This window comes from Micromonospora auratinigra (assembly GCF_900089595.1).
Lineage (GTDB): Bacteria > Actinomycetota > Actinomycetes > Mycobacteriales > Micromonosporaceae > Micromonospora > Micromonospora auratinigra.
This window is the reverse complement of record NZ_LT594323.1, coordinates 483,071-506,623: the sequence shown is the minus strand read 5'-3', so window position 1 is coordinate 506,623 and position 23,553 is coordinate 483,071. Positions and strand designations below refer to the sequence as shown.

23 protein-coding genes are annotated in these 23,553 nt (G+C 73.9%); 6 read left to right on the top strand and 17 right to left on the bottom strand.

The features are described from left to right. Positions 1–65 precede the first annotated feature (65 nt). Genes ruvB through ruvC form a run of 3 tightly spaced genes read right to left on the bottom strand, consistent with a single transcriptional unit; the run spans position 66 to position 2,256 of the window. Positions 66–1,130, bottom strand: coding sequence for a Holliday junction branch migration DNA helicase RuvB (gene ruvB, locus GA0070611_RS02345; RefSeq protein ID WP_091656543.1), 1,065 nt, complete (start codon positions 1,128–1,130; stop codon positions 66–68). Further along, on the bottom strand, positions 1,127–1,729 hold the full coding sequence (gene ruvA, locus GA0070611_RS02340; RefSeq protein WP_091656538.1) for a Holliday junction branch migration protein RuvA: 603 nt from the start codon (positions 1,727–1,729) through the stop codon (positions 1,127–1,129). The genes ruvB and ruvA overlap by 4 nt, the downstream gene beginning before the upstream one ends. Then, a complete protein-coding gene (ruvC, locus tag GA0070611_RS02335; RefSeq protein ID WP_091656534.1) occupies positions 1,726–2,256 on the bottom strand; it encodes a crossover junction endodeoxyribonuclease RuvC in 531 nt (176 codons plus the stop codon). Before ruvC ends, ruvA begins: the two co-directional genes overlap by 4 nt. A gap of 182 nt (positions 2,257–2,438) precedes the next feature. Here ruvC and GA0070611_RS02330 point away from each other — a divergent pair, with 182 nt between their 5' ends. Together GA0070611_RS02330 and GA0070611_RS02325 are read left to right on the top strand one after the other, a co-directional pair. Next, the gene (locus tag GA0070611_RS02330; protein ID WP_091656531.1) at positions 2,439–3,221 is read left to right on the top strand and encodes a 3-hydroxybutyrate dehydrogenase; all 783 of its coding nucleotides are present in this window, start codon (positions 2,439–2,441) and stop codon (positions 3,219–3,221) included. Positions 3,222–3,235: 14 nt separating this feature from the next. Next, positions 3,236–5,155 carry a helix-turn-helix domain-containing protein gene (locus tag GA0070611_RS02325; protein ID WP_091656528.1) on the top strand — a complete coding sequence of 640 codons (1,920 nt, stop codon included), beginning with the start codon at positions 3,236–3,238 and terminating at the stop codon, positions 5,153–5,155. A 16-nt stretch (positions 5,156–5,171) separates the two neighbouring features. On the opposite strand, the gene GA0070611_RS02320 is transcribed toward GA0070611_RS02325, so the two are convergent. From GA0070611_RS02320 to GA0070611_RS02280, 9 genes are all read right to left on the bottom strand, one after another. After that, positions 5,172–5,780 carry a TetR/AcrR family transcriptional regulator gene (locus tag GA0070611_RS02320; protein ID WP_091656524.1) on the bottom strand — a complete coding sequence of 203 codons (609 nt, stop codon included), beginning with the start codon at positions 5,778–5,780 and terminating at the stop codon, positions 5,172–5,174. 11 nt (positions 5,781–5,791) lie between these two features. Then, a complete protein-coding gene (locus GA0070611_RS02315) occupies positions 5,792–7,357 on the bottom strand; it encodes an MFS transporter (protein WP_091656521.1) in 1,566 nt (521 codons plus the stop codon). 123 nt (positions 7,358–7,480) lie between these two features. After that, complete coding sequence (locus tag GA0070611_RS02310; RefSeq protein WP_231921300.1) at positions 7,481–8,095, bottom strand: transcriptional regulator; 615 nt, start codon at positions 8,093–8,095, stop codon at positions 7,481–7,483. A gap of 78 nt (positions 8,096–8,173) precedes the next feature. Then, positions 8,174–9,187, bottom strand: a complete 1,014-nt coding sequence (locus tag GA0070611_RS02305; protein ID WP_091672339.1) for a branched-chain amino acid ABC transporter permease — start codon at positions 9,185–9,187, stop codon at positions 8,174–8,176. A gap of 53 nt (positions 9,188–9,240) precedes the next feature. Then, a complete protein-coding gene (locus GA0070611_RS02300; RefSeq protein ID WP_091656519.1) occupies positions 9,241–10,122 on the bottom strand; it encodes a branched-chain amino acid ABC transporter permease in 882 nt (293 codons plus the stop codon). 1 nt (position 10,123) lies between these two features. After that, positions 10,124–11,380: an ABC transporter substrate-binding protein gene (locus tag GA0070611_RS02295; protein WP_091656516.1), complete on the bottom strand. Its 1,257-nt coding sequence runs from the start codon at positions 11,378–11,380 to the stop codon at positions 10,124–10,126. Between the two features lie 42 nt (positions 11,381–11,422). Further along, positions 11,423–12,115 (bottom strand): ABC transporter ATP-binding protein, encoded by a 693-nt coding sequence (locus GA0070611_RS02290; protein WP_091656514.1) that lies wholly within the window; start codon positions 12,113–12,115, stop codon positions 11,423–11,425. Continuing rightward, a complete protein-coding gene (locus GA0070611_RS02285) occupies positions 12,102–12,863 on the bottom strand; it encodes an ABC transporter ATP-binding protein (protein WP_091656511.1) in 762 nt (253 codons plus the stop codon). Before GA0070611_RS02285 ends, GA0070611_RS02290 begins: the two co-directional genes overlap by 14 nt. A 225-nt stretch (positions 12,864–13,088) precedes the next feature. Beyond that, positions 13,089–14,285 carry an FAD-dependent monooxygenase gene (locus GA0070611_RS02280; RefSeq protein ID WP_091656506.1) on the bottom strand — a complete coding sequence of 399 codons (1,197 nt, stop codon included), beginning with the start codon at positions 14,283–14,285 and terminating at the stop codon, positions 13,089–13,091. Between the two features lie 174 nt (positions 14,286–14,459). Here GA0070611_RS02280 and GA0070611_RS02275 point away from each other — a divergent pair, with 174 nt between their 5' ends. After that, positions 14,460–15,410 (top strand): GntR family transcriptional regulator, encoded by a 951-nt coding sequence (locus tag GA0070611_RS02275; RefSeq protein WP_091656503.1) that lies wholly within the window; start codon positions 14,460–14,462, stop codon positions 15,408–15,410. On the opposite strand, the gene GA0070611_RS02270 is transcribed toward GA0070611_RS02275, so the two are convergent. Genes GA0070611_RS02270 through GA0070611_RS02260 form a run of 3 tightly spaced genes read right to left on the bottom strand, consistent with a single transcriptional unit; the run spans position 15,394 to position 18,598 of the window. Next, on the bottom strand, positions 15,394–16,470 hold the full coding sequence (locus GA0070611_RS02270) for an alcohol dehydrogenase catalytic domain-containing protein (protein ID WP_197675833.1): 1,077 nt from the start codon (positions 16,468–16,470) through the stop codon (positions 15,394–15,396). The two genes, GA0070611_RS02275 and GA0070611_RS02270, sit on opposite strands and share 17 nt — an antisense overlap. After that, positions 16,467–17,909: an aldehyde dehydrogenase family protein gene (locus tag GA0070611_RS02265; RefSeq protein WP_091656499.1), complete on the bottom strand. Its 1,443-nt coding sequence runs from the start codon at positions 17,907–17,909 to the stop codon at positions 16,467–16,469. The genes GA0070611_RS02270 and GA0070611_RS02265 overlap by 4 nt, the downstream gene beginning before the upstream one ends. 35 nt (positions 17,910–17,944) lie before the next feature. Next, a complete protein-coding gene (locus GA0070611_RS02260) occupies positions 17,945–18,598 on the bottom strand; it encodes a TetR/AcrR family transcriptional regulator (RefSeq protein WP_091656494.1) in 654 nt (217 codons plus the stop codon). A gap of 193 nt (positions 18,599–18,791) precedes the next feature. On the opposite strand from GA0070611_RS02260, the gene GA0070611_RS02255 reads away from it, so the two are divergent. Continuing rightward, a complete protein-coding gene (locus tag GA0070611_RS02255; protein ID WP_091656472.1) occupies positions 18,792–19,964 on the top strand; it encodes an acyl-CoA dehydrogenase family protein in 1,173 nt (390 codons plus the stop codon). 86 nt (positions 19,965–20,050) lie between these two features. On the opposite strand, the gene GA0070611_RS02250 is transcribed toward GA0070611_RS02255, so the two are convergent. Further along, positions 20,051–21,088, bottom strand: coding sequence for an aminotransferase class V-fold PLP-dependent enzyme (locus tag GA0070611_RS02250; protein WP_091656467.1), 1,038 nt, complete (start codon positions 21,086–21,088; stop codon positions 20,051–20,053). 62 nt (positions 21,089–21,150) lie between these two features. Next, positions 21,151–21,621: a MarR family winged helix-turn-helix transcriptional regulator gene (locus tag GA0070611_RS02245; RefSeq protein WP_091656464.1), complete on the bottom strand. Its 471-nt coding sequence runs from the start codon at positions 21,619–21,621 to the stop codon at positions 21,151–21,153. 133 nt (positions 21,622–21,754) lie between these two features. Between GA0070611_RS02245 and wrbA the strand changes: the two genes are divergently transcribed. Together wrbA and GA0070611_RS02235 are read left to right on the top strand one after the other, a co-directional pair. Then, positions 21,755–22,363: an NAD(P)H:quinone oxidoreductase gene (gene wrbA, locus GA0070611_RS02240; RefSeq protein ID WP_091656459.1), complete on the top strand. Its 609-nt coding sequence runs from the start codon at positions 21,755–21,757 to the stop codon at positions 22,361–22,363. A gap of 29 nt (positions 22,364–22,392) precedes the next feature. Further along, positions 22,393–23,529, top strand: a complete 1,137-nt coding sequence (locus tag GA0070611_RS02235) for a serine hydrolase domain-containing protein (protein WP_091656455.1) — start codon at positions 22,393–22,395, stop codon at positions 23,527–23,529. The last annotated feature ends 24 nt before the right edge of the window (positions 23,530–23,553 follow it).

Here is a 23,553-nt window from a genome sequence, read left to right as displayed (position 1 = left end):
CAGACCGCGGCGAAGTCTAATCCCTGCACCTGGGAAGACCGAATGCGACCCAGATCACGTTCGGATCACGGCTGGTCGGTCTGGGCGGAGAACAGATCAGGCACCGGAGGGGCATCTGTGCCGAATATACCATTTGGTGGGTTACGGCCCAGGTGGTGCCAGGCCGCCTCGGTGGCGACCCGGCCCCGGGGGGTACGCGCCAGCAGCCCGGCCCGCACCAGGAACGGCTCGCAGACCTCCTCCACCGTGTCCGGCTGCTCCCCCACCGCGACAGCCAGGGTGGAGAGGCCGACCGGCCCGCCACGGAACGAGTCGACCAGCGCGGTGAGCACCGCCCGGTCCAGCCGGTCCAGACCGAGCGCGTCGACGTCGTACACGGTGAGCGCCGCCCGGGCGGTCTCCAGGGTCACCACGCCGTCGGCCCGGACCTCGGCGAAGTCGCGCACCCGGCGCAGCAGCCGGTTGGCGATCCGGGGCGTGCCCCGGGACCGGCCGGCGACCTCGGCCGCCCCCTCGTCGGTGATCGGCACGCCGAGGATCCGGGCAGAGCGCTTCAGCAGCGTCTCCAGGTCGGCCGGGGCGTAGAAGTCGAGGTGCGCGACGAAACCGAACCGGTCCCGCATCGGGCCGGTGAGCAGACCCGACCGGGTGGTCGCGCCGACCAGGGTGAACGGCTCGACGTCCAGCGGGATCGCGGTCGCGCCGGGCCCCTTGCCCACCACCACGTCGACCCGGAAGTCCTCCATCGCGCTGTAGAGCAGTTCCTCGGCCGGCTTCGCGATCCGGTGGATCTCGTCGATGAAGAGGACGTCACCCTCGGCGAGGCTGGTCAGGATGGCGGCCAGGTCGCCGGAGCGCTCGATCGCCGGGCCGCTGGTCACCCGGATCCCCGCGCCCAGCTCGGCGGCCACGATGTTGGCCAGGCTGGTCTTGCCGAGGCCGGGAGGGCCGGACAGCAGGATGTGGTCGGGCGGCGACCCGCGCCGCATCGCCCCGTGCAGCAGCAGCTCCAGCTGGTCGCGCACCCGGTCCTGCGCGATGAACTCCGACAGCCGCTTCGGCCGGACGGTGGCCTCCGCGTCGAGCTCCGCGTCGCTGACGTACGCCGAGATGAGGTTTTCGCCGGTCATCGGGTCCGGCCCAGGAGGCGGATGGCCTGCTTGAGCAGGACCGGCACGGGCGGCACCTCGCCGTCGACGGTCTCCGCGACGGCGGCCACCGCCTGCTCGGCCTGCCCGGCCGTCCAGCCCAGCCCGACCAGGGCCTGCCGCACCTGCTCCGGCCAGGCGCCGGCGGTCACCCCGGCGGCGCCGTCCGGCCCCACCGGGACCGGGCCGATCCGGTCGCGCAGCTCCAGGACCAGGCGCTCGGCGCCCTTCTTGCCGATGCCGGGCACCCGGGTGAGCGCGGCGGTGTCGGCGTTGGCGATGGCCTTGCGGACCGCGTCCGGGGTGTGCACGGCGAGCACCGCCTGGGCCAGCCGGGGGCCGACGCCGCTGGCGGTCTGGAGCAGCTCGAAGAGCTGCTTGGCGTCGTCGTCGGCGAAGCCGTAGAGGGTGAGCGAGTCCTCCCGGACCACCAGGCTGGTGGCCAGCCGGGCCGGCTGGCCGACCCGCAGCTCGGCGAGGGTGCCGGGGGCGCACTGGACGGCCAGGCCGATCCCGCCCACCTCCACCACCGCGTGGTCCGGGGCGGTCGCGGTCACCGTGCCGCGCACGCTGGCGATCATCGTCGGGTCCCTCCTCGTCGTGCCCGCTCGGCCGCCACGGCCAGCTTGGACCGGGTGCCGCCGCGCCAGACGTGGCAGATCGCCAGGGCCAGCGCGTCGGCGGCGTCGGCCGGCCGGGGCGGTTCGGCCAGCCGCAGCAGTCGGGTGACCATGCTGGTCATCTGCGCCTTGTCGGCCTGGCCGGAACCGGTCACCGCCGCCTTGACCTCGCTCGGCGTGTACGTCTGCACCGGCAACCCGGCCCGCGCGCCGGCCAGCACGGCGATCCCGCTGGCCTGGGCGGTGCCCATCACGGTGCGGACGTTGTGCTGGCTGAACACCCGCTCGACGGCGACCGCGTCCGGCCGGTGCTCGGCGACCAGGTCGGTGAGCGAGCGGTCCAGGTGCAGCAGGCGCAGCGGCAGCTCGTCGGCCGGGTCGGTGTAGACGACGTAGTAGGCGACGAGGGCGCACGGCCGGCCCGGCACGCCCTCGACCACGCCGACCCCGCACCGGGTCAGCCCCGGGTCGACGCCCAGCACCCGCACGCCGCCTCCTCCCCGAGCCACCAGCAGTACGTGTGTTCGACACACTACTGGTCGCCGGGAACGGCCACGGGGGCGGACACGCCGGGGCGGCCGGGACGCGGCGCGCGCCACACACTGAAGCGGTCGAGTATGTGTCGCCGCCCCATGTGCCCCGGGCCACACAGCTCGTAACTTCTTGCGCCATGACGGCAGAACCCGTGGCGGTCCCCCACGTCGTACGCGTCGACCTCTCCGGTCGGAGCGCACTGGTGACCGGTGGTGGCAGCGGCATCGGACGGGCCTGTGCCCTGCGCCTGGCGGCGGCCGGCGCGGCGGTGCTGGTGGTGGACCGGAACGTGGAGGCGGCCAAGGCGGTGGCCGCCGAGGCCGGCGGACGCGCCGAGGGGGCCGACCTGGCCGACCCGGGCGCGGTGGAGCGCCTCGACGCCGAGGTCGACATCGTGATCAACAATGCCGGGCTGCAGCACGTCGCGCCGGTGCAGGACTTCCCGCCGGACCGTTTCGAGTACATCCAGCGGGTGATGGTCGAGGCGCCGTTCCTGCTGATCCGGCGGGCGTTGCCGCACATGTACGCCAACGGCTGGGGCCGGATCGTCAACATCTCCTCGGTGCACGGGCTGCGCGCCTCGCCGTACAAGGCCGCCTACGTCTCGGCCAAGCACGCCCTGGAAGGGCTGTCGAAGGTGGTCGCGCTGGAGGGCGCCGCGCACGGGGTGACCGCCAACTGCATCAATCCCGCGTACGTGCGGACCGCGCTGGTGGAGAGCCAGATCGCCGACCAGGCGGCCACCCACGGCATCGGTGAGGACGAGGTGGTGGAGAAGATCATGCTGGCCCGGGCGGCGATCAAGCGGCTGATCGAGCCGGCGGAGGTGGCCGAGCTGGTGGCCTACCTGTGCGCCCCGCCGGCCGCGTTCATCACCGGCGCCTCGATCGCCCTCGACGGGGGCTGGACGGCCAACTAGTGGCCCCGCGCACAATGTCGGTCATGTCGTCGCCGGTCGAGTTCCTGGAGCTGCTGGCCCGGGAGGCCGCCGCGGTCGAGTTCGAGGGACCGCTGGTCGCCGCCCGGGCCGCCGGCCTGCCCGCCGAGCGGCTGGCCGAGCTGGAGCAGGCCAAGGTGGTGGCGCTGCGGGTGCGCGCGCTGCTGGAGCGCCGGCGCCGCCGGGAGACCGAGCTGTCCGGTCTGTACGACACGGCCAGCGACCTGGCCGGGCTGCGTGACCTCGACGACGTGCTGCGGGCGATCGTGCACCGGGCCCGGATCCTGCTCGGCACCGACGTGGCGTACATGACGCTCAACGACGAGGAGCGCGGCGACACGTACATGCGGGTCACCGACGGCTCGATCTCGGCCCGGTTCCAGCGGCTGCGGCTGGAGATGGGCGACGGCCTCGGTGGCCTGGTGGCCCAGACCGGCACCCCGTACGTGACCGCGAACTACCAGGAGGACGAGCGCTTCCGGCACACCGGGGAGATCGACGGCGGGGTCGGCGAGGAGGGCCTGGTGGCCATCCTCGGCGTACCGCTGCGGCTGGGCTCCAGCGTGATCGGTGTGCTCTACGCGGCGAACCGGTCGGCCCGTCCGTTCGCCCGCGAGGAGGTGTCGCTGCTGGTTTCGCTGGCCGCGCACGCCGCGGTGGCGATCGATACCGCCCGGTTGCTCGCCGAGACCCGGGCGGCGCTGGCCGAGCTGTCGGCGGCGAACAGCACCATCCGGGCGCACAGCAGCTCGGTGGAGCGGGCCGCGGCGGCGCACGACCGGATGACCGCGCTGGTGGTGCGGGGCGGCGGGATGGAGGACGTGGCGGCGGCGGTGACCGAGGTCCTCGGTGGCGAGCTGCTGGCGCTGGACGCCGAGGGGCGCCGGCTGGCCCGGGTGGGCGAGATCGAGGAGCCGGACCGGTCCGACATCGTCGAGGCGGTGGCCGCGTCGCGCACCGAGGGACGCAGCGTGCGCCGGGGTCCGCTCTGGTACGCCGCGGTGGTGGCCGGCGCGGAGAACCTGGGTGCGCTGGTGCTGCGCCCGGACGGCGAGCTGGTCGACGCCGACCAGCGGATCCTGGAGCGGGCGGCGCTGGTCACCGCGCTGCTGCTGCTGTTCCGGCGCACGGTCGCCGAGGCGGAGGGGCGGGTCCGCGGCGAGCTGCTCGACGACCTGATCGCCCGGCCGCTGCGCGACACCGACGCGCTGCGCAGCCGGGCCCGGCGGCTCGGGGTGGACCTGGACGCGCCGCACGTGCTGGTGGCGGTGGGCGACGACGCGTTCGCCGCGACCGGCTCGGCCCGGCAGCGGGTGCTCTCCTGGGCCACCACGTACGCCTCGACCCGGGGCGGGCTGGCGGCGGCGCGCGACGGACGGGTGGTGCTGATGCTGCCGGGCACCGAGGCCGGCGGCGCGGCGCGGGCGGTGGCCCGGGACCTGTCCCGGGTGACCGGGCGGCCGGTGACCGCCGGGGCGAGCGGGCCGTCGACCGGTCCGGCCTCGCTGGCGGTCACCTTCGCCGAGGCGGAACGCTGCCTGACCGCGCTGGGCGCGCTGGGGCGCGCCGGGCAGGGGGCGAGCACCGCCGAGCTGGGTTTCGTGGGGCTGCTGCTGGGCGCGGTCGGGGACGCCGGGGACCGGGACGTGAGCCGGTTCCTGTCCGCGACGGTGGGTCCGGTGGTGGACTACGACGCGCGGCGGGGCACCGCGCTGGTGAAGACCCTGGAGGCGTACTTCGGGGTGGGCGGCAGCCTGGCCCGGGCGGCCGAGCTGCTGCACGTGCACGTGAACACGGTGACCCAGCGGCTGGAGCGGGTCGGGCAGCTGCTCGGCGCGGACTGGCAGAAGCCGGAGCGGGCCCTGGAGGTGCAGCTCGCGCTGCGCCTGCACCGCCTGCGTACGCCCACCGGCTGAGGGGCCGGCGGGCCGGTCAGCGGGCGCGGATGCCGTCGAGGATGCCGTCGACGATCCGCTCGGGCAGCAGGCGGTCGTCCAGCTCGGGGTGCCAGCGCAGCATCCGCTGGATCAGCATCGGGCCGGTGAGCAGCGCCATCGCCACCTCGATGTCGAGGTCGGCACGCAGTTCCCCGCTGGCCACCCCGCGGCGCAGCACCTCACGCATCACCTTGCGCCGGGGCTCGACGATGTTCTGGTAGAGCTGGAAGTGGTCCGGGCTGCGGTTCACCTCGGGCACCAGGCACGGCATGATCCGGGCCGCGCGCGGGTCGATGTTCTGCCCGACCGCGCCGACCAGCAGCACCAGGTCGTCGCGGACCGAGTGCCCGCCCGGCTGCGGCTGGATGCCCTTGAGCCGGCGCAGCGCGTCGAGCAGCAGCGCGTCCTTGCCGGACCAGCGGCGGTAGATGGTGGCCTTGCCGACCCCGGCCCGGGTGGCGATCGCCTCGATGGAGAGCGCCTCGATGGTGCTCCCCTCGGCCAGCAGGTCGAGGGTGGCCTCGATGATCGCTTCGTCCGCGCGGACGCTCCGCGGTCGACCGGGCGACCGCGGAGCGTCGGCGTGGGTACTCATGTCGGACATTGTCGCCGAACCTACGGGGTTCCGGCCAACTCCCGCTCGGTGGCCGGTCGAGCCTCGGTCACCGGGGCCGGCCGGCCCGGCATCCAGCGCAGCACGATGACCAGACCGAGCAGCGCCACCAGCGCGGAGATGCCCGCCGCCCAGTGCATCGCCGAGACGAACGCGTCGTTGGCCGCCGTGATCAGGCGCGGCGCGACGGGCCCGAGCCGGTCGGCGACCGCGTACGCGCCGGAGATCGACTCGCGGGCCGCGTCGTGGGCCGGCGTGGGCAGCCCGGCCAGCGCCGGGGTGACCTGGTCGCGGTAGACCGCGGAGAGCACCGAGCCGAGCACCGCCACGCCGAGCGCGCCGGCCACCTGGCGGACGGTGTTGCTGACCGCAGAGCCGACCCCGGCCTTCTCCCGGGGCAGCGCCGACATGATCGACTCGGTGGCCGGCGGCATGATGTTGGCCATCCCGGCGCCCTGGAGGAAGCCCAGCGCCGAGAAGATCCAGATCGGCGTGTCCGCGTCGATCAGGACGAACGCGCCGAGCGCCACGGCGGTGAGCAGCAGGCCGACGGTGGCCACCGCCCGGCCCCCGTACCGGCGGACCATCGCGGCGCTGCGCGGCGCGAAGATCAGCTGGGCGGCGGCGAAGGGCAGGAAGAGCAGGCCGCTCTCCAGCGGGCTGTAGCCGCGGACCAGCTGGAGGTAGAACGCGCCGAAGAACATCACGCCCATCGCGGCGAAGAAGACCAGCCCGACCAGCGCCACCGGCGCGGCGAACCGGGGCACCCGGAACAGCCGGACGTCCAGCGACGGGTGGTCGCTGCGCAGCTCGTGGGAGACGAACCAGACCAGCACCGCGAGACCACCGACGATCGCGGCCCACACCTGCGGCCGGTCGAAGCCGTGCTCGCCGCCGTCGATGATGCCGTAGGTGAGGGCGACCAGGCCGACCACGGAGAGCAGCACGCCGAGCAGGTCCACCCGGCCGGGCTTCGGGTCGCGCGACTCGGGCACCAGCGCGGCGACCAGGACCACGCCGAGCACCACCACCGGCACGTTGATCAGGAAGACGGAGCCCCACCAGTAGTGCTCCAGCAGCGCGCCGCCGAGCACCGGGCCGATCGCCACGGCCAGGCCGACCGCGCCGGCCCAGACGCCGATGGCGCGGGCCCGCTCGCGCGGGTCGAAGACGTTGGAGATGATCGACAGGGTGACCGGCATGATGGCCGCGCCGCCGACCCCCATCAGCGCGCGGGCCGCGATCAGCTGCCCCGGGTCCTGCGCGTACGCCGACAGCAGCGACGCCAGGCCGAAGAGCACCAGGCCGATCACCAGGAAGCGCTTGCGACCGAGCCGGTCACCGAGCACGCCGAAGGTGAAGAGCAGGCCCGCGAAGACCAGCGTGTAGGAGTTGATCGCCCACTCCAGCTCGCCCTGGCTGGCGCCGAGGCCGTGCACCGGGTCGGCGAGGGTACGCAGCGCGACGTTGAGGATGGTGTTGTCGAGGACGACGACGAGGAGGCTGATCACCAGCACCCCGAGGATCGCCCACCTCCTCGGATGTCCGGTGTTCTCGTGCGGTGACATGTCCGGTTCTCCCCCCGGCTTCCCGCGTCGATACGAAACGGGTCAGACTCGTAATGCTGCTGAGCCTAGGTGAGAGGGTTTCGATACGGAACCGGTTCGTATCTGTTGTGCCTCAGGTCACCGTCACAGGCAGGCGGAGACAGCGGCGGCGAGACTGGTCAGCCGGGTCGACGGCGGCGGGAAGGGCTCGATCCAGCCCGGTCCGGCCGCGTGCACGCGTACCCCCGGGAAGTCCCGCCGGAAGCGGACCAGCCGGTACGCGCGCCCGGTGAGCGGGCTCTGCGACCAGACCACCACGACCCGCGGCCGGACCCGGACCGCCGCGCTGGCCAGCGCGGCCCAGGGCAGCGCCGGCCCCAGGTGCAGGCACCCCCGCCCCCGCTCGCGCAGGGCCGCGGCGAGGGCGTGCAGCCCCAGACAGTGGGTCTCGTGCTCGGCCCCGGCCAGCAGCACGCCCTGGGTCGGCAGCGGTCGCCCCGGCTCGCGGCCGAAGACGTCCAGGCCGACCCGGACGCCCTCGGAGAGGGCGTGCTCGACGGCGATCTCGGCCGCGCTCTGCCCGCGCAGCCCGGCCATCAGCGGCAGGCAGACCTGCTCCCAGACCGCGGTGACCCCGGCCTCGGCGGCGAGGTCGAGCACGAGCGCGGCGACCTGGTTGTCGTCCAGGTCCTCGGCGGCGGCGGAGAGCCGCTTGCGGGCCGCCTCGACGGCATCGGCCGGCATCTTCTCGGTCAGCACCAGACTTACCCCCGGGTAGCACTCCACTACCGGGGGGTTCGTCCGGACGGCGGCGTACGGATGCGCCGCCGGCGAAATTCATCTGCGGCGGGCGACTCCCCGACGCAGCGCCAGCTGCGCGACCGTGCCCCAGATTCCGCGCCGGAACAACAGGACGACGAGGACGAAGATACCGCCGGTGACCAGCCCGATGGCCTCGAATCCGGAGAACGAGAGCCAGTCCTCCAGCCGGACCACCAGGGCGGCCCCGAGCACCCCGCCCCAGAGCGTGCCGATCCCGCCGAGCACCACCACGATCACCGCCTTGCCGGAGGTGGTCCAGTGCAACACGTCGAGGGAGACGAAGCGGTGGCCGACGGCGAAGAGCCCGCCGCCGAGCCCGGCCAGGAACCCGGAGAGGACGAACGCGGTCAGCTTGTACCGGTGCACCGGGTAGCCCAGCGCCCGGGCCCGGGCCGGGTTGTCCCGGATGCCGACCAGCACCCGACCGAAGGGCGAGTGCACGATCCGCCACGCGGCGGCCAGGCCGAGCAGCACCAGCGGCAGGATCGCGTAGTAGAAGTAGTAGTCGTCGGTGAGGTCGACGCCGAAGAAGGAGCGCGGCACCCCCTGCAGGCCGTTCTCGCCCTGGGTGACCGAGCGCCACTCGTTGGCCACGTAGTAGACCAGCTGCGCGAACGCCAGGGTGACCATGGCGAAGTAGATGCCGGTGCGCTTGACCGCCAGGTAGCCGATCGGCAGCGCGAGCAGCGCCGCGGCCAGCGCCCCGACCAGCACCGCCGCCGGGAAGGGCAGGCCCAGGTGGATCGCCGCCAGCCCGGTCACGTACGCCGAGGTGCCCCAGAACGCGGCGTGCCCGAAGGACATCAGCCCCGTGAAGCCGAGCAGCAGGTCCACCGAGACGGCGAAGAGCGCCCAGCAGAGGATGTCCACGGCGACCGCCGGATAGAGCCCGTTGGGCAGCCAGAGCGCCACCACCAGGCCGGCGGCGAGCAGCGCGTACCGCACCCAGCCGGGCGCGCGGGCGACGGTGAGCAGCCCGGAGCCGCCCCCCGTCCGCTCCGCCGGGGTGGTGTCCACCGTGCTGGTCATGCCGGACTGACCGGGCATGCCCTCACGGCCCTCGCTCCGCTCGGTGCGTTCGGTCACGCCGGGGCCTCCTCACGGCCGAACAGGCCGGCCGGGCGCCAGAGCAGCACCACGGCCATCACCACGAAGACGACGGTCTGCGACACGATCGGGAAGTCCGACAGGTATGCCTCGCCCCAGGCCTGGATCAGGCCGATGCCGAAGCCGGCCGCGACCGAACCGAAGATCGAGCCGAGCCCGCCGATCACCACCACCGCGAAGACCACGATGATCAGGTCGGCGCCCATCAGCGGGTTCACCGCGCGCATCGGGGCGGCCAGCACCCCGGCCAGCCCGGCCAGGGCGATGCCGAAGCCGAACACCGGGGTGACCCACTTCCCCACGTCGATGCCGAAGGCGCGGGTCAGTTCGGGCCGCTCGGTCGCGGCCCGCACCACCGTGCCGACCCGGGTCCGGCCCAGCACCCACCACACCGCGCCGCAGAGCAGCACGGTGAAGCCGAGGATGAACACCCGGTAGGTGGGGAAGTCGAAGAGCCCGAAGTCGACCGACCCGCTCAGCTCGGCCGGGGTGGCGTACGGGCTGGACTGCACGCCGTACCGGGACTTCACCAGGTCCTGCAGGATCAGCGTCAGGCCGAAGGTGAGCAGGAAGTTGTAGAGCGGGTCGAGCCGGGTCAACCGGTGGATCACCGCCCGCTCCAGCGCCATGCCGAGCAGGCCCAGCGCCACCGGCATGATCACCAACGCGGCCCAGAACGGCACGCCCGCCTCGGCGAGCAGCACGTACGCCCCGAACGCGCCGAGCATGTAGAACGCGCCGTGGGCGAAGTTCACCACCCGCAGCATGCCGAAGATGACCGCGAGCCCGAGGGCGAGCAGGGCGTAGAACGCCCCGCTCACCAACCCGTTGAACGTGTTCTGCAGGAACCCGGACATGTCAGAGCTTGCAGTCCGCCGACGGCGCCCGGAACGCCTCGGCGGCCGGGATGGTCTTGAGGATCTTCACGTAGTCCCACGGCTCCTTCACCTCGGCCGGCGGCTTCACCTGGGCCAGGTACGCGTCGTGCACGACCCGGTGGTCCTCCGCGCGGACCTTGCCGTTGCGCAGGAACAGGTCGTTGATCTCCTTGCGCTCCAGGTTCTTGACCACGGCGTCCGCGTCGTCGGTGCCGGCGGCCTGAACCGCCTCCAGGTACTGCATCGCGGCGGAGTAGTTGGCCGCGTGCGCGAACGACGGCCGGGTGCCGGTCTCCTTCTGGAACCGGTCCGCCCACTCCCGGTTCTGCTGGTCGAAGTTCCAGTACCAGGCGTCGGTGTAGGTGGTGCCGGCGAGCGCGGCCGGGGTGAGCGAGTGGATGTCGGTGATGAACATCAGGCCGACGGCCAGCCCGACGCCCTTGTCCCGCAGCTTGAACTCGTTGTACTGCTTCACCACGTTGACCAGTTCCGCGCCGGCCTGCATGGTGCCCAGCACCTGCGGCTTCGGGTTCAGCGTCGGGGCCTTGAGCAGGAACGACGAGTAGTCGCCGCTGGTGTTCGGGAACGGCGCGCCGTCCTTGCCGACCACGGTGCCGCCGGCGGCGCTGATCGCGGCGGAGAAGCTCTTCTCCATGTCCTGCCCGAACGCGTAGTTCGGGTAGAGGATGTACCAGTTCTTGCCGACCTGCTCGGTGGTCACCGTGCCGGTGCCGTGGGCCAGCATGTAGGTGTCGTACGCGTAGTGGAACGTGTACTTGTTGCAGCTCTTGCCGGTCAGGTCGGTGGTCGCCGCGCCGATGTTGAAGTAGAGCTTCTTCTTCTCCTTGGCCACGTCGGCGACCTTCAGCGCCGCCGAGGAGGTCGGCACGTCCAGGATGGCGTCGACGCCCTTGCGGTCGTACATCTCCTGGGCCTTGCCGTTGGCCACGTCCGGCTTGTTCTGGTGGTCGGCGGTCTCCACGCTGATGTTCTTCGTCACCGCCTTGTCGCCGTACTTGGCCTTGAAGTCGGCGACGGCCATCTCCACGGCCTTCACCGAGTTCTTCCCGGACAGCTCCGAGTAGGCCCCGGACTGGTCGTTGAGCACGCCCAGCACGATCTTGTCGCCGGTCAGCTTCGAGTCGCCGCCGGACTGCGGGCCACCGCCGCCACAACCGGCCACCAGCAGCGCCGCCGCCGACGCGGCGGCCACACCCACGCTCCTACGCATGTCCATTCCCTTCGTACCGCGCGGTCCGCGCGGGTCAGCCGTCGGATTTCAGATGCCGAGGTACGCCAGCAGCTCGCGTTCCCGCGAGCGCACCTCGGAGTTGTCCATCGCCTCCGCGATCCGTCCCTCGGCCAGCAGGTAGTGCCGGTCGGCGACGCCGGTGGCGAAGTGCAGGTTCTGCTCGACCAGCAGCACGGTCACGCCGTGCCGCTTGGCCTCCCGCAGCAGGTCACCGACCTGCTGCACGAGCAGCGGCGAGAGCCCTTCGGTGGGCTCGTCGCAGAGCAGCAGCCGGGCGCCCATCCGCAGCACCCGGGCCAGCGCGAGCATCTGCTGCTCGCCGCCGGAGAGCATGGTGGCCGCCGAGTCGCGGCGGGCGTACAGGGCGGGGAACGCCTCGTAGATCCGCTCCAGCGACCACGGGTCGGGGCCGACCCGGGGCGGCAGCGTCAGGTTCTCGGTGACGGTCAGGGTGGCGTACGCGCCCCGGTCGTCGGGGACCCAGCCGAGCCCGGCCCGCGCCCGCTTGTACGCCGGCAGCCTGGTGACGTCCCGACCGTCCAGGCTGATCGTGCCGCGCTGGTCCGGGTGCAGCCCCATCACGCAGCGCAACAGGGTGGACTTGCCGGCCCCGTTGCGCCCGACCAGGGTGACCACCTCGCCGGCGGCCACCTCCAGGCTCACCTCCCGCAGCACCTGCGCCTCGCCGTAGGCGGCCGACAGGTCGTCAATGCGCAGCATCCGCGGCTCCCAGGTAGGCGGTGATGACCCGCTCGTCGGCCCGGACCTGCTCGTACGTCCCCTCGACCAGCACCCTGCCGGCCTGCAGGACGGTGACGGTGTCGGCGAGCCGGCCGACGACGCTCATGTTGTGCTCGACCATCACCACGGTCCGGCCGGGGCGGACGGCGGCGATCAGGTCGACGGTGCGGTCCACGTCCTCCAGCCCCATCCCGGCGGTGGGCTCGTCGAGCAGCAGCACCTTCGGGTCCAGGGCCAGCGCGATGGCCAGCTCCAGGGCCCGCTTGCGCCCGTACGCCAGGGCCTCCGCCGGCGCCTCGGCCAGCTCGGCCAGGTCCACCATGGCCAGCAGTTCGTCGGCCCGGTCCCGGTAGCGGCGCAGCAGCGTGGCCGAACGCCAGAACCGCCAGCCCAGCCCGCTCGGCGACTGGAGGGCGAGCTGCACGTGCTCCCGGGCGCTCAACTGCGGGAAGAGGCTGGTGATCTGGAACGACCGGGCCATGCCGAGGCGGGCGACCCGCTCCGGCGGCAGGCCGGTGATGTCCCGGCCGGCCAGCTCGATCCGCCCGCCGCTCGGCGGCAGGAAGCCGGTGAGCAGGTTGAACAACGTGGTCTTGCCGGCGCCGTTCGGCCCCACCAGGGCGTGCACGGTCTCCGGCGCCACGTCGAGGTCGACCCCGTCGACGGCCCGGAAGCCACGGAAGTCCCGGGTCAGCCCACGGGCCGACAGGATCGGTTGCCCGGCCATCGCCTCGCCCTCCGCAGGTCCACCGCGACGGCCAGGTCGGTGACCGGGGTCACAGGGACGTCGCGTGCAGGAAACCTACGGCGCGCCGAACTGGTCGAGCCATGTCGATCCTCCACACATTCGCCCGATACCGAACGGGCCCGCCCCCCATAGGGACGGGCCCGTTCACCCCCGATCACCGACCCCCGAGGGGATCGGCGTACGTCGACATGTGGGACACCACCGTCACCCGGCGGCGTACTCCGGCAGGGTGAGGCCGTCGGCGTGGCTGAAGAACAACCGGGTGGCCAGGCCGCGCAGCGGGCGGGAGGTCAGCGCCCGCATCGAGGCGTCGCGCAGCCGGATCGCGGTCCGGCCGGCCGGCAGGAAACCACCGACCCCGCCGCCCGGGATCTCCTGGCCCTTGGTGACGTGCGCCCGCAACGCCTGCTCGTACCGGCGGTACCCGACCCGGTGGTCACCCCCGGCGGCGGCCAGCTCCCCGGCCAGCACGTACGCCCCGACCAGGGCGAGGCTGGTGCCCTGCCCGGTCAGCGGGGACGGGCACCAGGCGGCGTCGCCGAGCAGCGCCACCCGCCCGGTGTGCCACGAGTCCATCCGCACCTGCGCGTACCGGTCGAAGTAGAAGTCCGCGGCGTCGGCCATGGCGGCCAGCAGCTCGCCGGCCCGCCAGCCCACGTCGGCGAAGCGGGCGGCGACCAGCCGCTGCTGGGCGGCCCGGTCCCCGCGGTCCACGTCCAGCTCGGACGCGGCGAAGCTGACCAGCACGCTGCTGGTGCCGTGCCGGGTGGGCCGGGTGCCGATCACCCGCGCGCCGGGCGCGTTGTGCAGGGTGAACCAGCCGTCCCGCGCCGGGTACGGGGTGCCGAAGTAGGCCAGGTACGCCCCGAGCGGCCGGGCGTACGCCGACTCCGGGCCGAACGCCAGCGCCCGGGTGTGCGAGTGCGAGCCGTCCGCGCCGATCACGAGGTCGACGGTGCGCGGGGCGGAGCGGTCGAAGGTGACCCGCACCCCGTCGGCGTCCTGGGTGAGCGTGTCGATCGAGTCGTCGAAGAGGTACTCCACCCGGTCGCGGGTCTCCTCGTACAGAATCCGGGCCAGGTCGCCGCGCTCGATCTCGATGTCGGCGACGATGCCCTCCCCGGCGAAGGCGTGCACCGGCATCCGGGCCCGCACCCGGCCCCGGGCGTCCACGTACGCCATGCCCTGCTCGTGGACGCACTCGGCGCGGATCCGGTCGGTCAGCCCCATCCGGTCGACCACCTCGCGGGCGGTGCCCCGCACGTCGACCAGCTGCCCGCCCGGGCGCGGGCCGGGCGCGCGCTCCACGACGGTGACCGCGAAGCCGTACCGGCGCAGCCAGAAGGCGAGCGCCGGGCCGGCGATGCCACCCCCCGAGATCAGTACCGTCCTGTTCCTCATCACGACACTCCCCCACCGTCGAGCGGATCCCGGCCGGGCCGGGCGGAGGCGGCACCCCCGTGGCGGCGACGCTAGGCGGCGGGGGCCGTGCGCGCCGCCGCCGCACTAGTACGCTGCGCTCACGCCGGCCGGCGGGGCACCTCGTACTAGTACGCTGCCGCCGGAGGTGTCGCGATGTCCCACGCCGCGCCCGCAGCGGAGCCGCCGTACCGGCGGATCGCCGCGGAGATCCGCCGCCGCATCGACCTCGGGGAGCTGCGCCCCGGCGACCCGGTGCCCTCGGCCCGGCAGCTCACCCGCGAGCACGGGGTGGCCATCGCCACCGCCACCAAGGTGCTCGCCCTGCTGCGCGACGAGGGGCGGGTGCTGACCCGGCCCGGCGCGGGTACGGTCGTGGCCCCGGGCCCGGCGGCGACGGTCCGGCCGCGTGGCGGCCCGGGCGGCGGCGAGCCGGCGCTGAGCCGGGAGCGGCTGGTCCGCGGCGCGATCGCCCTCGCCGACGCCGGTGGCCTCGCCGCGGTCTCGATGCGGCAGCTCGCCGCCGACCTGGGCGTGGCCACCATGGCGCTGTACCGGCACGTGCGGGGGCGCGACGACCTGCTGCTGGCGATGGCCGACACGGTGCTCGGGGACGCCCCGCTGCCGCCGGTCCCGCCGGCCGGCTGGCGGACCGCGCTGGACCTGCTCGCCCGGGCGCAGTGGGCGGCCTACCGGCGGCACCGGTGGGCGCCGCACATCATCTCGATCGCCCGCCCGCAGGCGTTGCGCCACGGCATGGCGCAGACCGACTGGGCGCTGCGGGCCACCGCCGGTCTCGGCCTCGACCGGCACGTGCGTTGGCACCTGGCGATCGCCCTGATGGGGTACGTACGGGGCATCGCCACCAACCTGGAGGCGGGCGAGCAGGCGCGGCAGGACACCGGTCTCACCGACGACCAGTGGGTGGACCGCCACTACCCGATGTTCCAGCAGGTGATGGCGGGCGGCGGGATGTCGACGATGGCCGCGCTGATGGCCGAGGGGGAGGTGGACCTCGACCTGGAGAGCGTCTTCGACTTCGGGCTGTGCCGGCTGCTCGACGGCTACGCGGTGCTCATCGAGCGGCGGGTCACGCCGGGAAGCTGACCACCCAGCGGGCCCCCTCGCCCCGGGCCAGCCGGTCGAGGGCGGCCGGCGCCTCGTCCAGCGGCACCGTGCCGCTGACCAGCGGACCCAGGTCGAGGCTGCCGTCGGCGAGCGCGGCGGCCAGCGCCGGCACCTCCCGGTCCGGGTCGGACGAGCCGTACACCGAGGAGCGCAGCGTCCGGGCGGAGTGGAAGATGTCCAGCGCGGAGAGGGTGAGCAGGTCGTCGTTGCCGCCCATGCCCACCACGGTGACCGCTCCCCCGCGCCGGGTCAGCCGCCAGGCGGCGCGGATGGTGGCGGCCCGGCCGACGCACTCGAAGGCGTGGTCGACGCCGCGGCCTCCGGTGCGCGCCCGGACCTCCTTGCTGAGCCGGTCGTCGGCGAGCAGGAAGTCGGTGGCCCCGGCGGCGAGGGCGAGGTCCCGTTTGGCCTCGGCGACGTCGACGGCGAGCACCGGCGCGGCGCCGGCCCGGCGGGCGGCGCCCAGCGCGGCCAGCCCGACCCCGCCCAGGCCGAGCACCGCGACCGACTCGCCGGGCGCCACCCGGGCGGTGTTGCGGACCGCGCCGGTGCCGGTGAGCACCGCGCAGCCGAGCAGCGCCGCCTGCTCCGGCGGCAGGCCGGCGGGGATCGGCACGGCGGCGCGCTCGGGGACCACCACCTCCTCGGCGAGCGCGCCGAGGCCGAGGGTGACGTGCAGCGGGGTGCCGTCGACGGTCTCGCCCCGGGCGGTCGCCGGCGCGCTGTTGGCGGCGCAGAGCCAGGGTTCGCCGTGCCGGCAGTGCCAGCAGGACCGGCAGGCCGGGGCCCAGTTGAGCACCACCGGGGTGCCGACGGCCAGCCGCGCGCCGGGGCCGGTCCCGGCGACCACTCCGGTCGCCTCGTGCCCGAGCACCAGCGGGTACGCCGGGGCGAGCGTGCCGTTGACCATCGACAGGTCGGAGTGGCAGATGCCGGCGGCGCGGATCCGGACCCGCAGCTCGCCGGGGCCCGGGTCGGGCTGGCGTACCTCCTCGACCGCCGGGGTGGCGTCCCGGCCGCGGACCACCAGCGCCCTCATCGCTGGATCGCCTTCAGCTCGGTGAACTCGGCGATCCCGTGCGCGCCCAACTCGCGGCCGAGGCCGGACTGCCGGTAGCCGCCGAACGGGGCGAGCGGGTTGAACGCGCCGCCGTTGACGTCCACCTGGCCGGTACGCAGCCGCCGCGCCACCGCGAGGGCCTGTTCCTCGTCGGCGGACCAGACCGCGCCGGCCAGCCCGTACCGGGAGTTGTTGGCGATGGCGACCGCCTCGTCGGTGTCGGCGAACGGGATGACCGCGAGCACCGGGCCGAAGACCTCCTCCTGCGCCAGCGCGCTGTCCGGGTGCACGTCGGCCAGGACGGTCGGCGCGACGAAGTGGCCGCGGGGCGGCAGCGGGGCGTCCGGGCCACCGGCGACCAGCCGCGCCCCGTCCGCGAGGGCCCGCGCCACGTGGCCGCGGACCCGCTCGGCCTGCGCGGCGGAGACCAGCGGGCCGAGCCGGGTCGCCGGGTCGAACGGGTCACCGAGCCGGTAGCCGGCGACGGCCGTCGCGACCAGGTCCAGCGCCTCGGCGTAGCGGTCGCGGTGCACCAGCATCCGGGTCCACGCGGTGCAGGTCTGCCCCGAGTTGAGCAGCGCGTTGCCGACCCCCACCTTGACCGCGGTGGGCAGATCGGCGTCGGCGAGGATCAGGTTGGCCGACTTGCCGCCGAGTTCCAGGGTCACCCGGGCGATCCGGTCGGCCGCGAGGTGGGCGATCCGCCGGCCGGTGGCGGTGGAGCCGGTGAAGGAGACCAGGTCGACGTCGGGGTGCGCGGCGAGCGCCTCGCCCACCACCGGGCCGGTGCCCGGCACCAGGTTCACCACCCCGGGGGGCAGCCCGGCCTCGTGCGCCGCGTCGACGAGCAGGTACGCGGTCAACGGGGTGAGCTCGCTGGGCTTGAGCACCACCGGGCAGCCGGCCGCCAGGGCCGGGGCCACCTTGGCCACCACCTGGTGCAGCGGGTAGTTCCACGGGGTGATCGCGCCGACCACGCCGACGGGTTCCCGGACCACCAGGGAGTTGCCCACGGTCTCCTCGGCCGGCGGGCGGGCGGCCAGCTCGACCGTGCCGCGCAGCACGGTCAGCGGCAGGCCGGCCTGCACCCGGGTGGCGAGCTTGAGCGGGGCGCCCAGCTCCAGCGCGACGGTACGGGCGATCTCGTCGACCCGGGCGGCCAGCGCGGTGTGCAGCCGGTCGAGGTACGCGGCCCGCTCGGCGGGGGTGGTGGCCGCCCAGCCGGGGAAGGCGGCCCGGGCGGCGGCGACGGCCCGGTCGACGTCGGCCGGGGTGCCGGCGGGTACCTGCCCGACGATCTCCCCGGTGGCCGGGTTCTCCACCGGGATCGGCGCGCCGTCGGCGGGGTCGACCCACTCCCCGGCGACGTACAGGTGCCGGCGGACCAGGACGGCGGGAGGGGCGGCGACGACGTCCATGGCGTCCTTCCTCCAGGGGGGCGGGGTGGGCCAGGTTACTCCGCGCGGCCGGCCGGCTCCAGCCCGGCGACGGTCCGCTCGTACTCGGCGGCCAGCCCGTGCAGCAGCGCGTCCAGGCCGAGCCGGAAGGCGCCCTCGTCCACGCTGTGCTGGTGCCCGGCGAGCCGGTGCGCCTGGCTGAGGTGCGGGTGGGCCGCGTACAGCTCCGGGTCCTCGACGAAGCCCCGGGCGAAGGAGCCGAGCGCCGAGCCGGCGACGTAGTAGCGCAGGGCGGCGCCGACGTGGGTGGCCCGGGCGGGCGGCCAGCCGGCGCGTACCAGCGCGCCGTAGACCGCGTCGGCCATGGCGAGGGCGGCGGGCCGCCGGCCCGGTCCCTGGGCCAGGTACGGGACGATGTTCGGGTGCGCGGCGAGCGCCTGCCGGTAGGACAGCGCCCAGCGGCGCAGCGCCTCGCACCAGTCGTGGCGGCCGAAGGCGCTGGTGTCGACGGTGGCGGTGACGCTGTCGGCGGCCGCCAGCAGGATGTCGTCCTTGGTGGCGAAGTGGTTGTAGAGCGAGGGGCCCTGCACGCCCAGCGCGGCGGCCAGCCGGCGGGTGGAGAGCGCGGCGAGCCCGTCGGCGTCGATCAGGGCGAGCGCGGTGGTCACGATCCGCTCCCGGCTGAGCAGGGCCTGTCGAGGTCGCGGCACGCCGTTCCCTCCTCCCCCGTCCGGAAATCACCTGCCGAGGCACCTTAACCACTGATAAGGCGACCGGTCCTCACCTCGACGGTGGAAGCAGAGGGCTGGACGGATGAAAACTTGCACCGCTAGTTTGAGGGCGTTCCGCGTTCGGCCGCCCGCTGCCCGGGCCCGCGCCGCAGCGCCGACGGGAGGGGGCACCGTGGACTTCGCACTGTCCGACGAGGAGCGGGCGGTCCGCGACACCGCGCGCGCCTTCATCACCCGCGAGGTCATGCCGCTGGAGCAGGAGGTGCTGCGCCGCGAGCGCGCCCACCGCCCCGGCCTGGACCGCTCGGAGCTGCGCGAACTCCAGCTCAAGGCGAAGAAGTTCGGCTTCTGGGGACTGGCCACCCCGGAGGTGTACGGCGGCATGGACCTGCCGGCCGTCATGCAGTCGCTGATCTGGACCGAGCTGGGGCGTACCTTCGTGCCGTTCCGGTTCGGCGGCGAGGCCGACAACATCCTCTTCCACGCCACCGAGGACCAGCAGCGGGAGTTCCTGCTGCCCACCATCGCCGGGGACCGGATCTCCTGCTTCGCCATCACCGAGCCGGGCGCCGGCTCGGACGCGGCGAACATCCGGCTGCGGGCCCGCCGCGACGGCGACGACTGGGTGCTCGACGGCGAGAAGACGTTCATCACCAACGGCAACGACGCCGACTTCGCCATCGTGGTCGCGGTGACCGACCCGGAGAAGGGGGCCCGCCACGGCGGGGCGACCGCGTTCCTGGTCGACCGGGCGATGGGCTGGCGCTCGGAGTTCATCCAGACCATGGGTGAGGGCGGTCCCGCAGCGCTCGTCTTCGACGGGGTACGGGTCCCGCACCGCAACATCCTCGGCGAGCTCGGGCAGGGCTTCGCGTTGGGCATGGAGTGGATCGGCAAGGGCCGGTACACCATCCCCTCGCACGCGATCGGCATCGCCGAACGGGTGTTGCAGATGGCCATCGACCAGGCCAACACCCGGGAGACCTTCGGCGCGCCGATCGGCACCAACCAGGCGATCCAGTGGATGATCGCCGACTCGGAGACCGAGCTGGAGGCGGCCCGCTGGCTGGTGCTGCGCTCCGCCTGGACGGTCGATGCGGGGCTCGACCCCCGGCACGCCTCCTCGATGGGCAAGCTCTACGGCGCCGGCATGGTCAACCGGGTGGTGGACCGGGCGTTGCAGATCCACGGCGGTATGGGCTACACCCGCGAGCTGCCCCTCGAGCGCTGGTACCGGCAGGTCCGGCTGTACCGGATCTTCGAGGGCACCGACGAGATGCAACGGCTGATCATCTCCCGCGACCTGCTGCGCGGGTACACGAGGATCGGCGGCCACCTGGCCTGAGCGGAGGCGGCGTCGGGGACGCCGAGCCGGAGGTGTGGCGGCTCCCGCCCGGTCCCGGGGTGGGAGCCGTCCACACGTCCGGCTCGTCAGCCCGCCAGCGCGTCCAGGGCCAGGTCGACGTCCGCCTCGGTGGTGTAGAGGTGGAACGAGGCGCGGACCCGGCCGGCGCGCACCGCCGCCCGCACGCCCGCCCGGGCCAGCTTCTCCTGCGCGTCCGGCACGGCCACGGCGACGATCGCGCTGTCGCCCGGCGGCCGGCCCAACCCGGCCAGGAACCGGTTCGCCAGCGCCACGTCGTGCGCGCGCACCGCGTCCAGGCCCACCTCGGCGAGGAGTTCCAGCGCGGGGGCCGCGCCGACGTAGCTGAACCAGGCCGGGGAGATGTCGAACCGCCGGGCGTCCTCGGCCAGCCGCAGCGGCTGCCCGTAGTAGGAGGCGTGCGGGTCCGCGCCGGCGTACCAGTTGGCCGCGTCGGGACGCATCCGCTCGCGCAGCGCGGGGGCCAGGTAGGCGAAGGCAACCCCGCGCGGCGCCATCAGCCACTTGTACGCCGCCACCACCACCGCGTCGGCCCGGGCCGCGTCGAAGGGCAGCCAGCCGCAGGCCTGGGTGGCGTCCACCGTCACCAGCGCGCCGTGCGCCCGGGCCGCCGCGACGATCTCGTCGTACGCCGCGACCGCGCCGTCGGAGGACTGCACCAGGCTGAACGCGACCAGGTCGGTGTCGGCGTCCACCGCGTCGGCGAGGCCGGCCAGCGGCACCGTGCGGACCCGGACCCCGCGCGACTCCTGCACCAGCCAGGGGAAGAGCATCGAGGTGAACTCCACCTCGGGGACCAGCACCGTCGCGCCCGCGGGCAACGCGGCGGCGATCGGGGCGAGCAGTTGCGACGCGGTGCTGCCGACCGTCACGTCGGCCGCCGGTACGCCGACCAGACCGGCGAACGCCGCCCGCGATCGGCCGACCGAGGCGTCCCAGCCCTCGAAGGAGACCCGCCCGGTCCGCCAGTCGGCGAGCACCTCCTGCACCGCCGCCCAGGCCGGTTCGGGCGGCAACCCGTACGTGGCGGTGTTCAGCCACCCGGGCTCCGGCTGCCACAGTTTCTGCGCCTGTTCCAGCTCCATGTCGTGACGCTAACCGCTGCGCGGGATCACCGGTCAGCGCCAATCGACCAGTCGTGGCCTGGTCACCGCTCTCCCGGCCCGGCACGCCAGGCCCGTTGCCGCTCGGTCACCTCGGCCAGCGTCCGCTTGAACTCGGCGTAGCGGTCGGGGCCCAGCGCCTCGGCGTACCGCTGGTCGATGGCGGCGAGAATGGCGTCGGAACGGCTCATCTGGTCGAGGCCCCGGGCGGTGGGGACGACCAGCTTGGCCCGTCGGTCTGCCGGGTCCGGATGGCGTTCCAGGTAACCCAGCGCCTCCAGCTCGTCGATCAGCTTTCCCACGACCTGCTTGTGCTGGCCGGAACGGAGCGCCAGGTCGACGGCCCGGCTGCCGTCGGGGTCGAGGTAGGCGAGGACGGCTCCGTGCTGGGGGCGTAGCTGGGCATGACCCTGCTGGGCGAGGGTGTCGAACAACTCCTCCTGCACCGCGAAGAGCAGGCGGCTGCTGAGGACACCCAGGTCCGGGTCCCGCCGTTTGCGTTCGCTGCGGCGCATGCCACCTCCCACTGGTCACCAAAGGTGATAGTCACCGGTCTTGACTATCACCCCTCATGACCATACCGTTCTGGTCACACCACGAGCAAGGAGCACCCGCTCCACCTCGCCCGTTCCGGATGGAGTGTCCATCATGGACAGACTGGTCAGGATCGCTGTCGTCTACTACTCCGCCACCGGCAGCGTCGCCGAGATCGCCCGGGAGATGGCCGTGACCGCCGAGAAGGCCGGTGCCGACGTACGCCTGCGCAGGGTCGCCGAACTCGCCCCCCAGGCCGTCATCGACGACAACCCGGCCTGGACCGCCAACGTCGCCGCGACCGCCGACATCCCGGTCGCCACCGCCGACGACCTGATCTGGGCCGACGGGGTGATCATGGGGTCACCGACCCGGTTCGGGAACATCTCCTCGCAGCTCAAGCAGTTCCTCGACACACTCGGCGGCGTCTGGCAGCAAGGGCTGCTGGCGGACAAGGTCTACAGCGGCTTCACCTCCACCGGCACGCTGCACGGTGGCCAGGAATCCACCCTGCTCGCCCTGACCCACACCTTCCACCACTTCGGCGGGATCGTCGTCGCCCCGGGCTACACCCACCCGGACAAGTTCGCCGACGGCAACCCGTACGGCACCGCCCACCACGACGCCGGTGGCACCGCACCGGTCGACGACACCACCCGCGCGGCCGCGCGCGTACAGGCCGAGCGGGTCGTGCGGTTCGCCCGCGCGGTCAGCGCCGCCTGACCCGAACGCTGTCGTCCACAAGGAGAGCCATGTCCAGCACCGACGGGGTCCACGGCACCGTGGCCGCCGGATTCGAGGAGGTCCGGGCCGAGTTCGCCCGGGTCGTCGCCGACGAACCCTCCCTCGGGGCGCAGCTCGCGGTCCGCCTGCACGGACGACCGGTCGTGGACCTGTGGGCCGGCCCGGAGATGCACACAGACTCGCTGCTCGCCCTCTACTCGTCCGGCAAGGGCGCCGCGTACCTGGTGGTGGCGCTGCTGGTACAGGAGGGCGTGCTGGACCTCGACCGGCCCGTGGCCGACCACTGGCCGGAGTTCGCCGCCGAGGGCAAGGGCCGGATCACCCTGCGGCAACTGCTCGCCCACCAGGCCGGGTTGATCGGCGTCGACGGCGGTTTCACCACCGCGGAGCTGGCCGACGACCGGTTGCTCGCCGAGCGGCTGGCCGGGCAACGCCCCTACTGGCGGCCGGGCAGCGCCTACGGCTACCACGCCTTCGTCATCGGCGCGCTCACCGCAGAGGTGGTCCGCCGGGCGATCGGCCGGTCCGTCCAGGAGCTGTACCGCGAGCGGCTCGCGCTCCCCTACCACCTGGACCTCCATCTCGGCCTGCCCGAGGAGCTGGAACCGCGCTACCGTCCGGTGCAGCCCGCGCCGGCCGGTGCCGAGGACTCCGGCAACCCGACCCCGCCCGACCTCACCAGGATCGCCTTCAACCTCCACGCCACCCCGCCGACCGACCTGGTGGAGTTCGCCAACACCCGCGCCGTACGGGCCCTCGGGCCCACCTCTTCCGGCAGCGTGGGCAGCGCCCGGGGCCTGGCGACGATGTACGCCGCCGCGATCGGCACGGTCGACGGCCGGTCTCCCCTGCTCGCGGCCGCGACCCTGGCCGAGTTCACCCGACCCCACGCGACCGGGACCGACCTGGTCACCGGCGAACGGGACCACTTCCTGCTCGGCTTCGAGGCGCAGGCCGTGCGATACCCGTTCCTGGGGCACGACGCCTTCGGCCACAGCGGCGCGACGGGCGCCCAGTCCTTCGCCGACCCGGACAGCGGTGTCGCGTACAGCTACACCCGTCGCCGCTTCGCCCCCGGCGGGGGCGGCGGCGCCCGGGAGAACCATCGACTGGCCGCAGCGGTACTGCGCGCCGCCCGGCAGTAGGCGGTAGGTGCGGCACCGCAGCAG

Excerpts from the sequence above, each read along its gene's own strand:
- ruvB (WP_091656543.1), bottom strand. The coding sequence starts at position 1,130 with ATGACCGGCGAAAACCTCATCTCGGCGTACGTCAGCGACGCGGAGCTC.
- ruvA (WP_091656538.1), bottom strand. The coding sequence starts at position 1,729 with ATGATCGCCAGCGTGCGCGGCACGGTGACCGCGACCGCCCCGGACCAC.
- GA0070611_RS02330 (WP_091656531.1), top strand. The coding sequence starts at position 2,439 with ATGACGGCAGAACCCGTGGCGGTCCCCCACGTCGTACGCGTCGACCTC.
- GA0070611_RS02325 (WP_091656528.1), top strand. The coding sequence starts at position 3,236 with ATGTCGGTCATGTCGTCGCCGGTCGAGTTCCTGGAGCTGCTGGCCCGG.
- GA0070611_RS02320 (WP_091656524.1), bottom strand. The coding sequence starts at position 5,780 with ATGTCCGACATGAGTACCCACGCCGACGCTCCGCGGTCGCCCGGTCGA.
- GA0070611_RS02315 (WP_091656521.1), bottom strand. The coding sequence starts at position 7,357 with ATGTCACCGCACGAGAACACCGGACATCCGAGGAGGTGGGCGATCCTC.
- GA0070611_RS02305 (WP_091672339.1), bottom strand. The coding sequence starts at position 9,187 with ATGACCAGCACGGTGGACACCACCCCGGCGGAGCGGACGGGGGGCGGC.
- GA0070611_RS02300 (WP_091656519.1), bottom strand. The coding sequence starts at position 10,122 with ATGTCCGGGTTCCTGCAGAACACGTTCAACGGGTTGGTGAGCGGGGCG.
- GA0070611_RS02295 (WP_091656516.1), bottom strand. The coding sequence starts at position 11,380 with ATGGACATGCGTAGGAGCGTGGGTGTGGCCGCCGCGTCGGCGGCGGCG.
- GA0070611_RS02290 (WP_091656514.1), bottom strand. The coding sequence starts at position 12,115 with ATGCTGCGCATTGACGACCTGTCGGCCGCCTACGGCGAGGCGCAGGTG.
- GA0070611_RS02285 (WP_091656511.1), bottom strand. The coding sequence starts at position 12,863 with ATGGCCGGGCAACCGATCCTGTCGGCCCGTGGGCTGACCCGGGACTTC.
- GA0070611_RS02280 (WP_091656506.1), bottom strand. The coding sequence starts at position 14,285 with ATGAGGAACAGGACGGTACTGATCTCGGGGGGTGGCATCGCCGGCCCG.
- GA0070611_RS02275 (WP_091656503.1), top strand. The coding sequence starts at position 14,460 with ATGTCCCACGCCGCGCCCGCAGCGGAGCCGCCGTACCGGCGGATCGCC.
- GA0070611_RS02270 (WP_197675833.1), bottom strand. The coding sequence starts at position 16,470 with ATGAGGGCGCTGGTGGTCCGCGGCCGGGACGCCACCCCGGCGGTCGAG.
- GA0070611_RS02265 (WP_091656499.1), bottom strand. The coding sequence starts at position 17,909 with ATGGACGTCGTCGCCGCCCCTCCCGCCGTCCTGGTCCGCCGGCACCTG.
- GA0070611_RS02250 (WP_091656467.1), bottom strand. The coding sequence starts at position 21,088 with ATGGAGCTGGAACAGGCGCAGAAACTGTGGCAGCCGGAGCCCGGGTGG.
- GA0070611_RS02245 (WP_091656464.1), bottom strand. The coding sequence starts at position 21,621 with ATGCGCCGCAGCGAACGCAAACGGCGGGACCCGGACCTGGGTGTCCTC.
- wrbA (WP_091656459.1), top strand. The coding sequence starts at position 21,755 with ATGGACAGACTGGTCAGGATCGCTGTCGTCTACTACTCCGCCACCGGC.
- GA0070611_RS02235 (WP_091656455.1), top strand. The coding sequence starts at position 22,393 with ATGTCCAGCACCGACGGGGTCCACGGCACCGTGGCCGCCGGATTCGAG.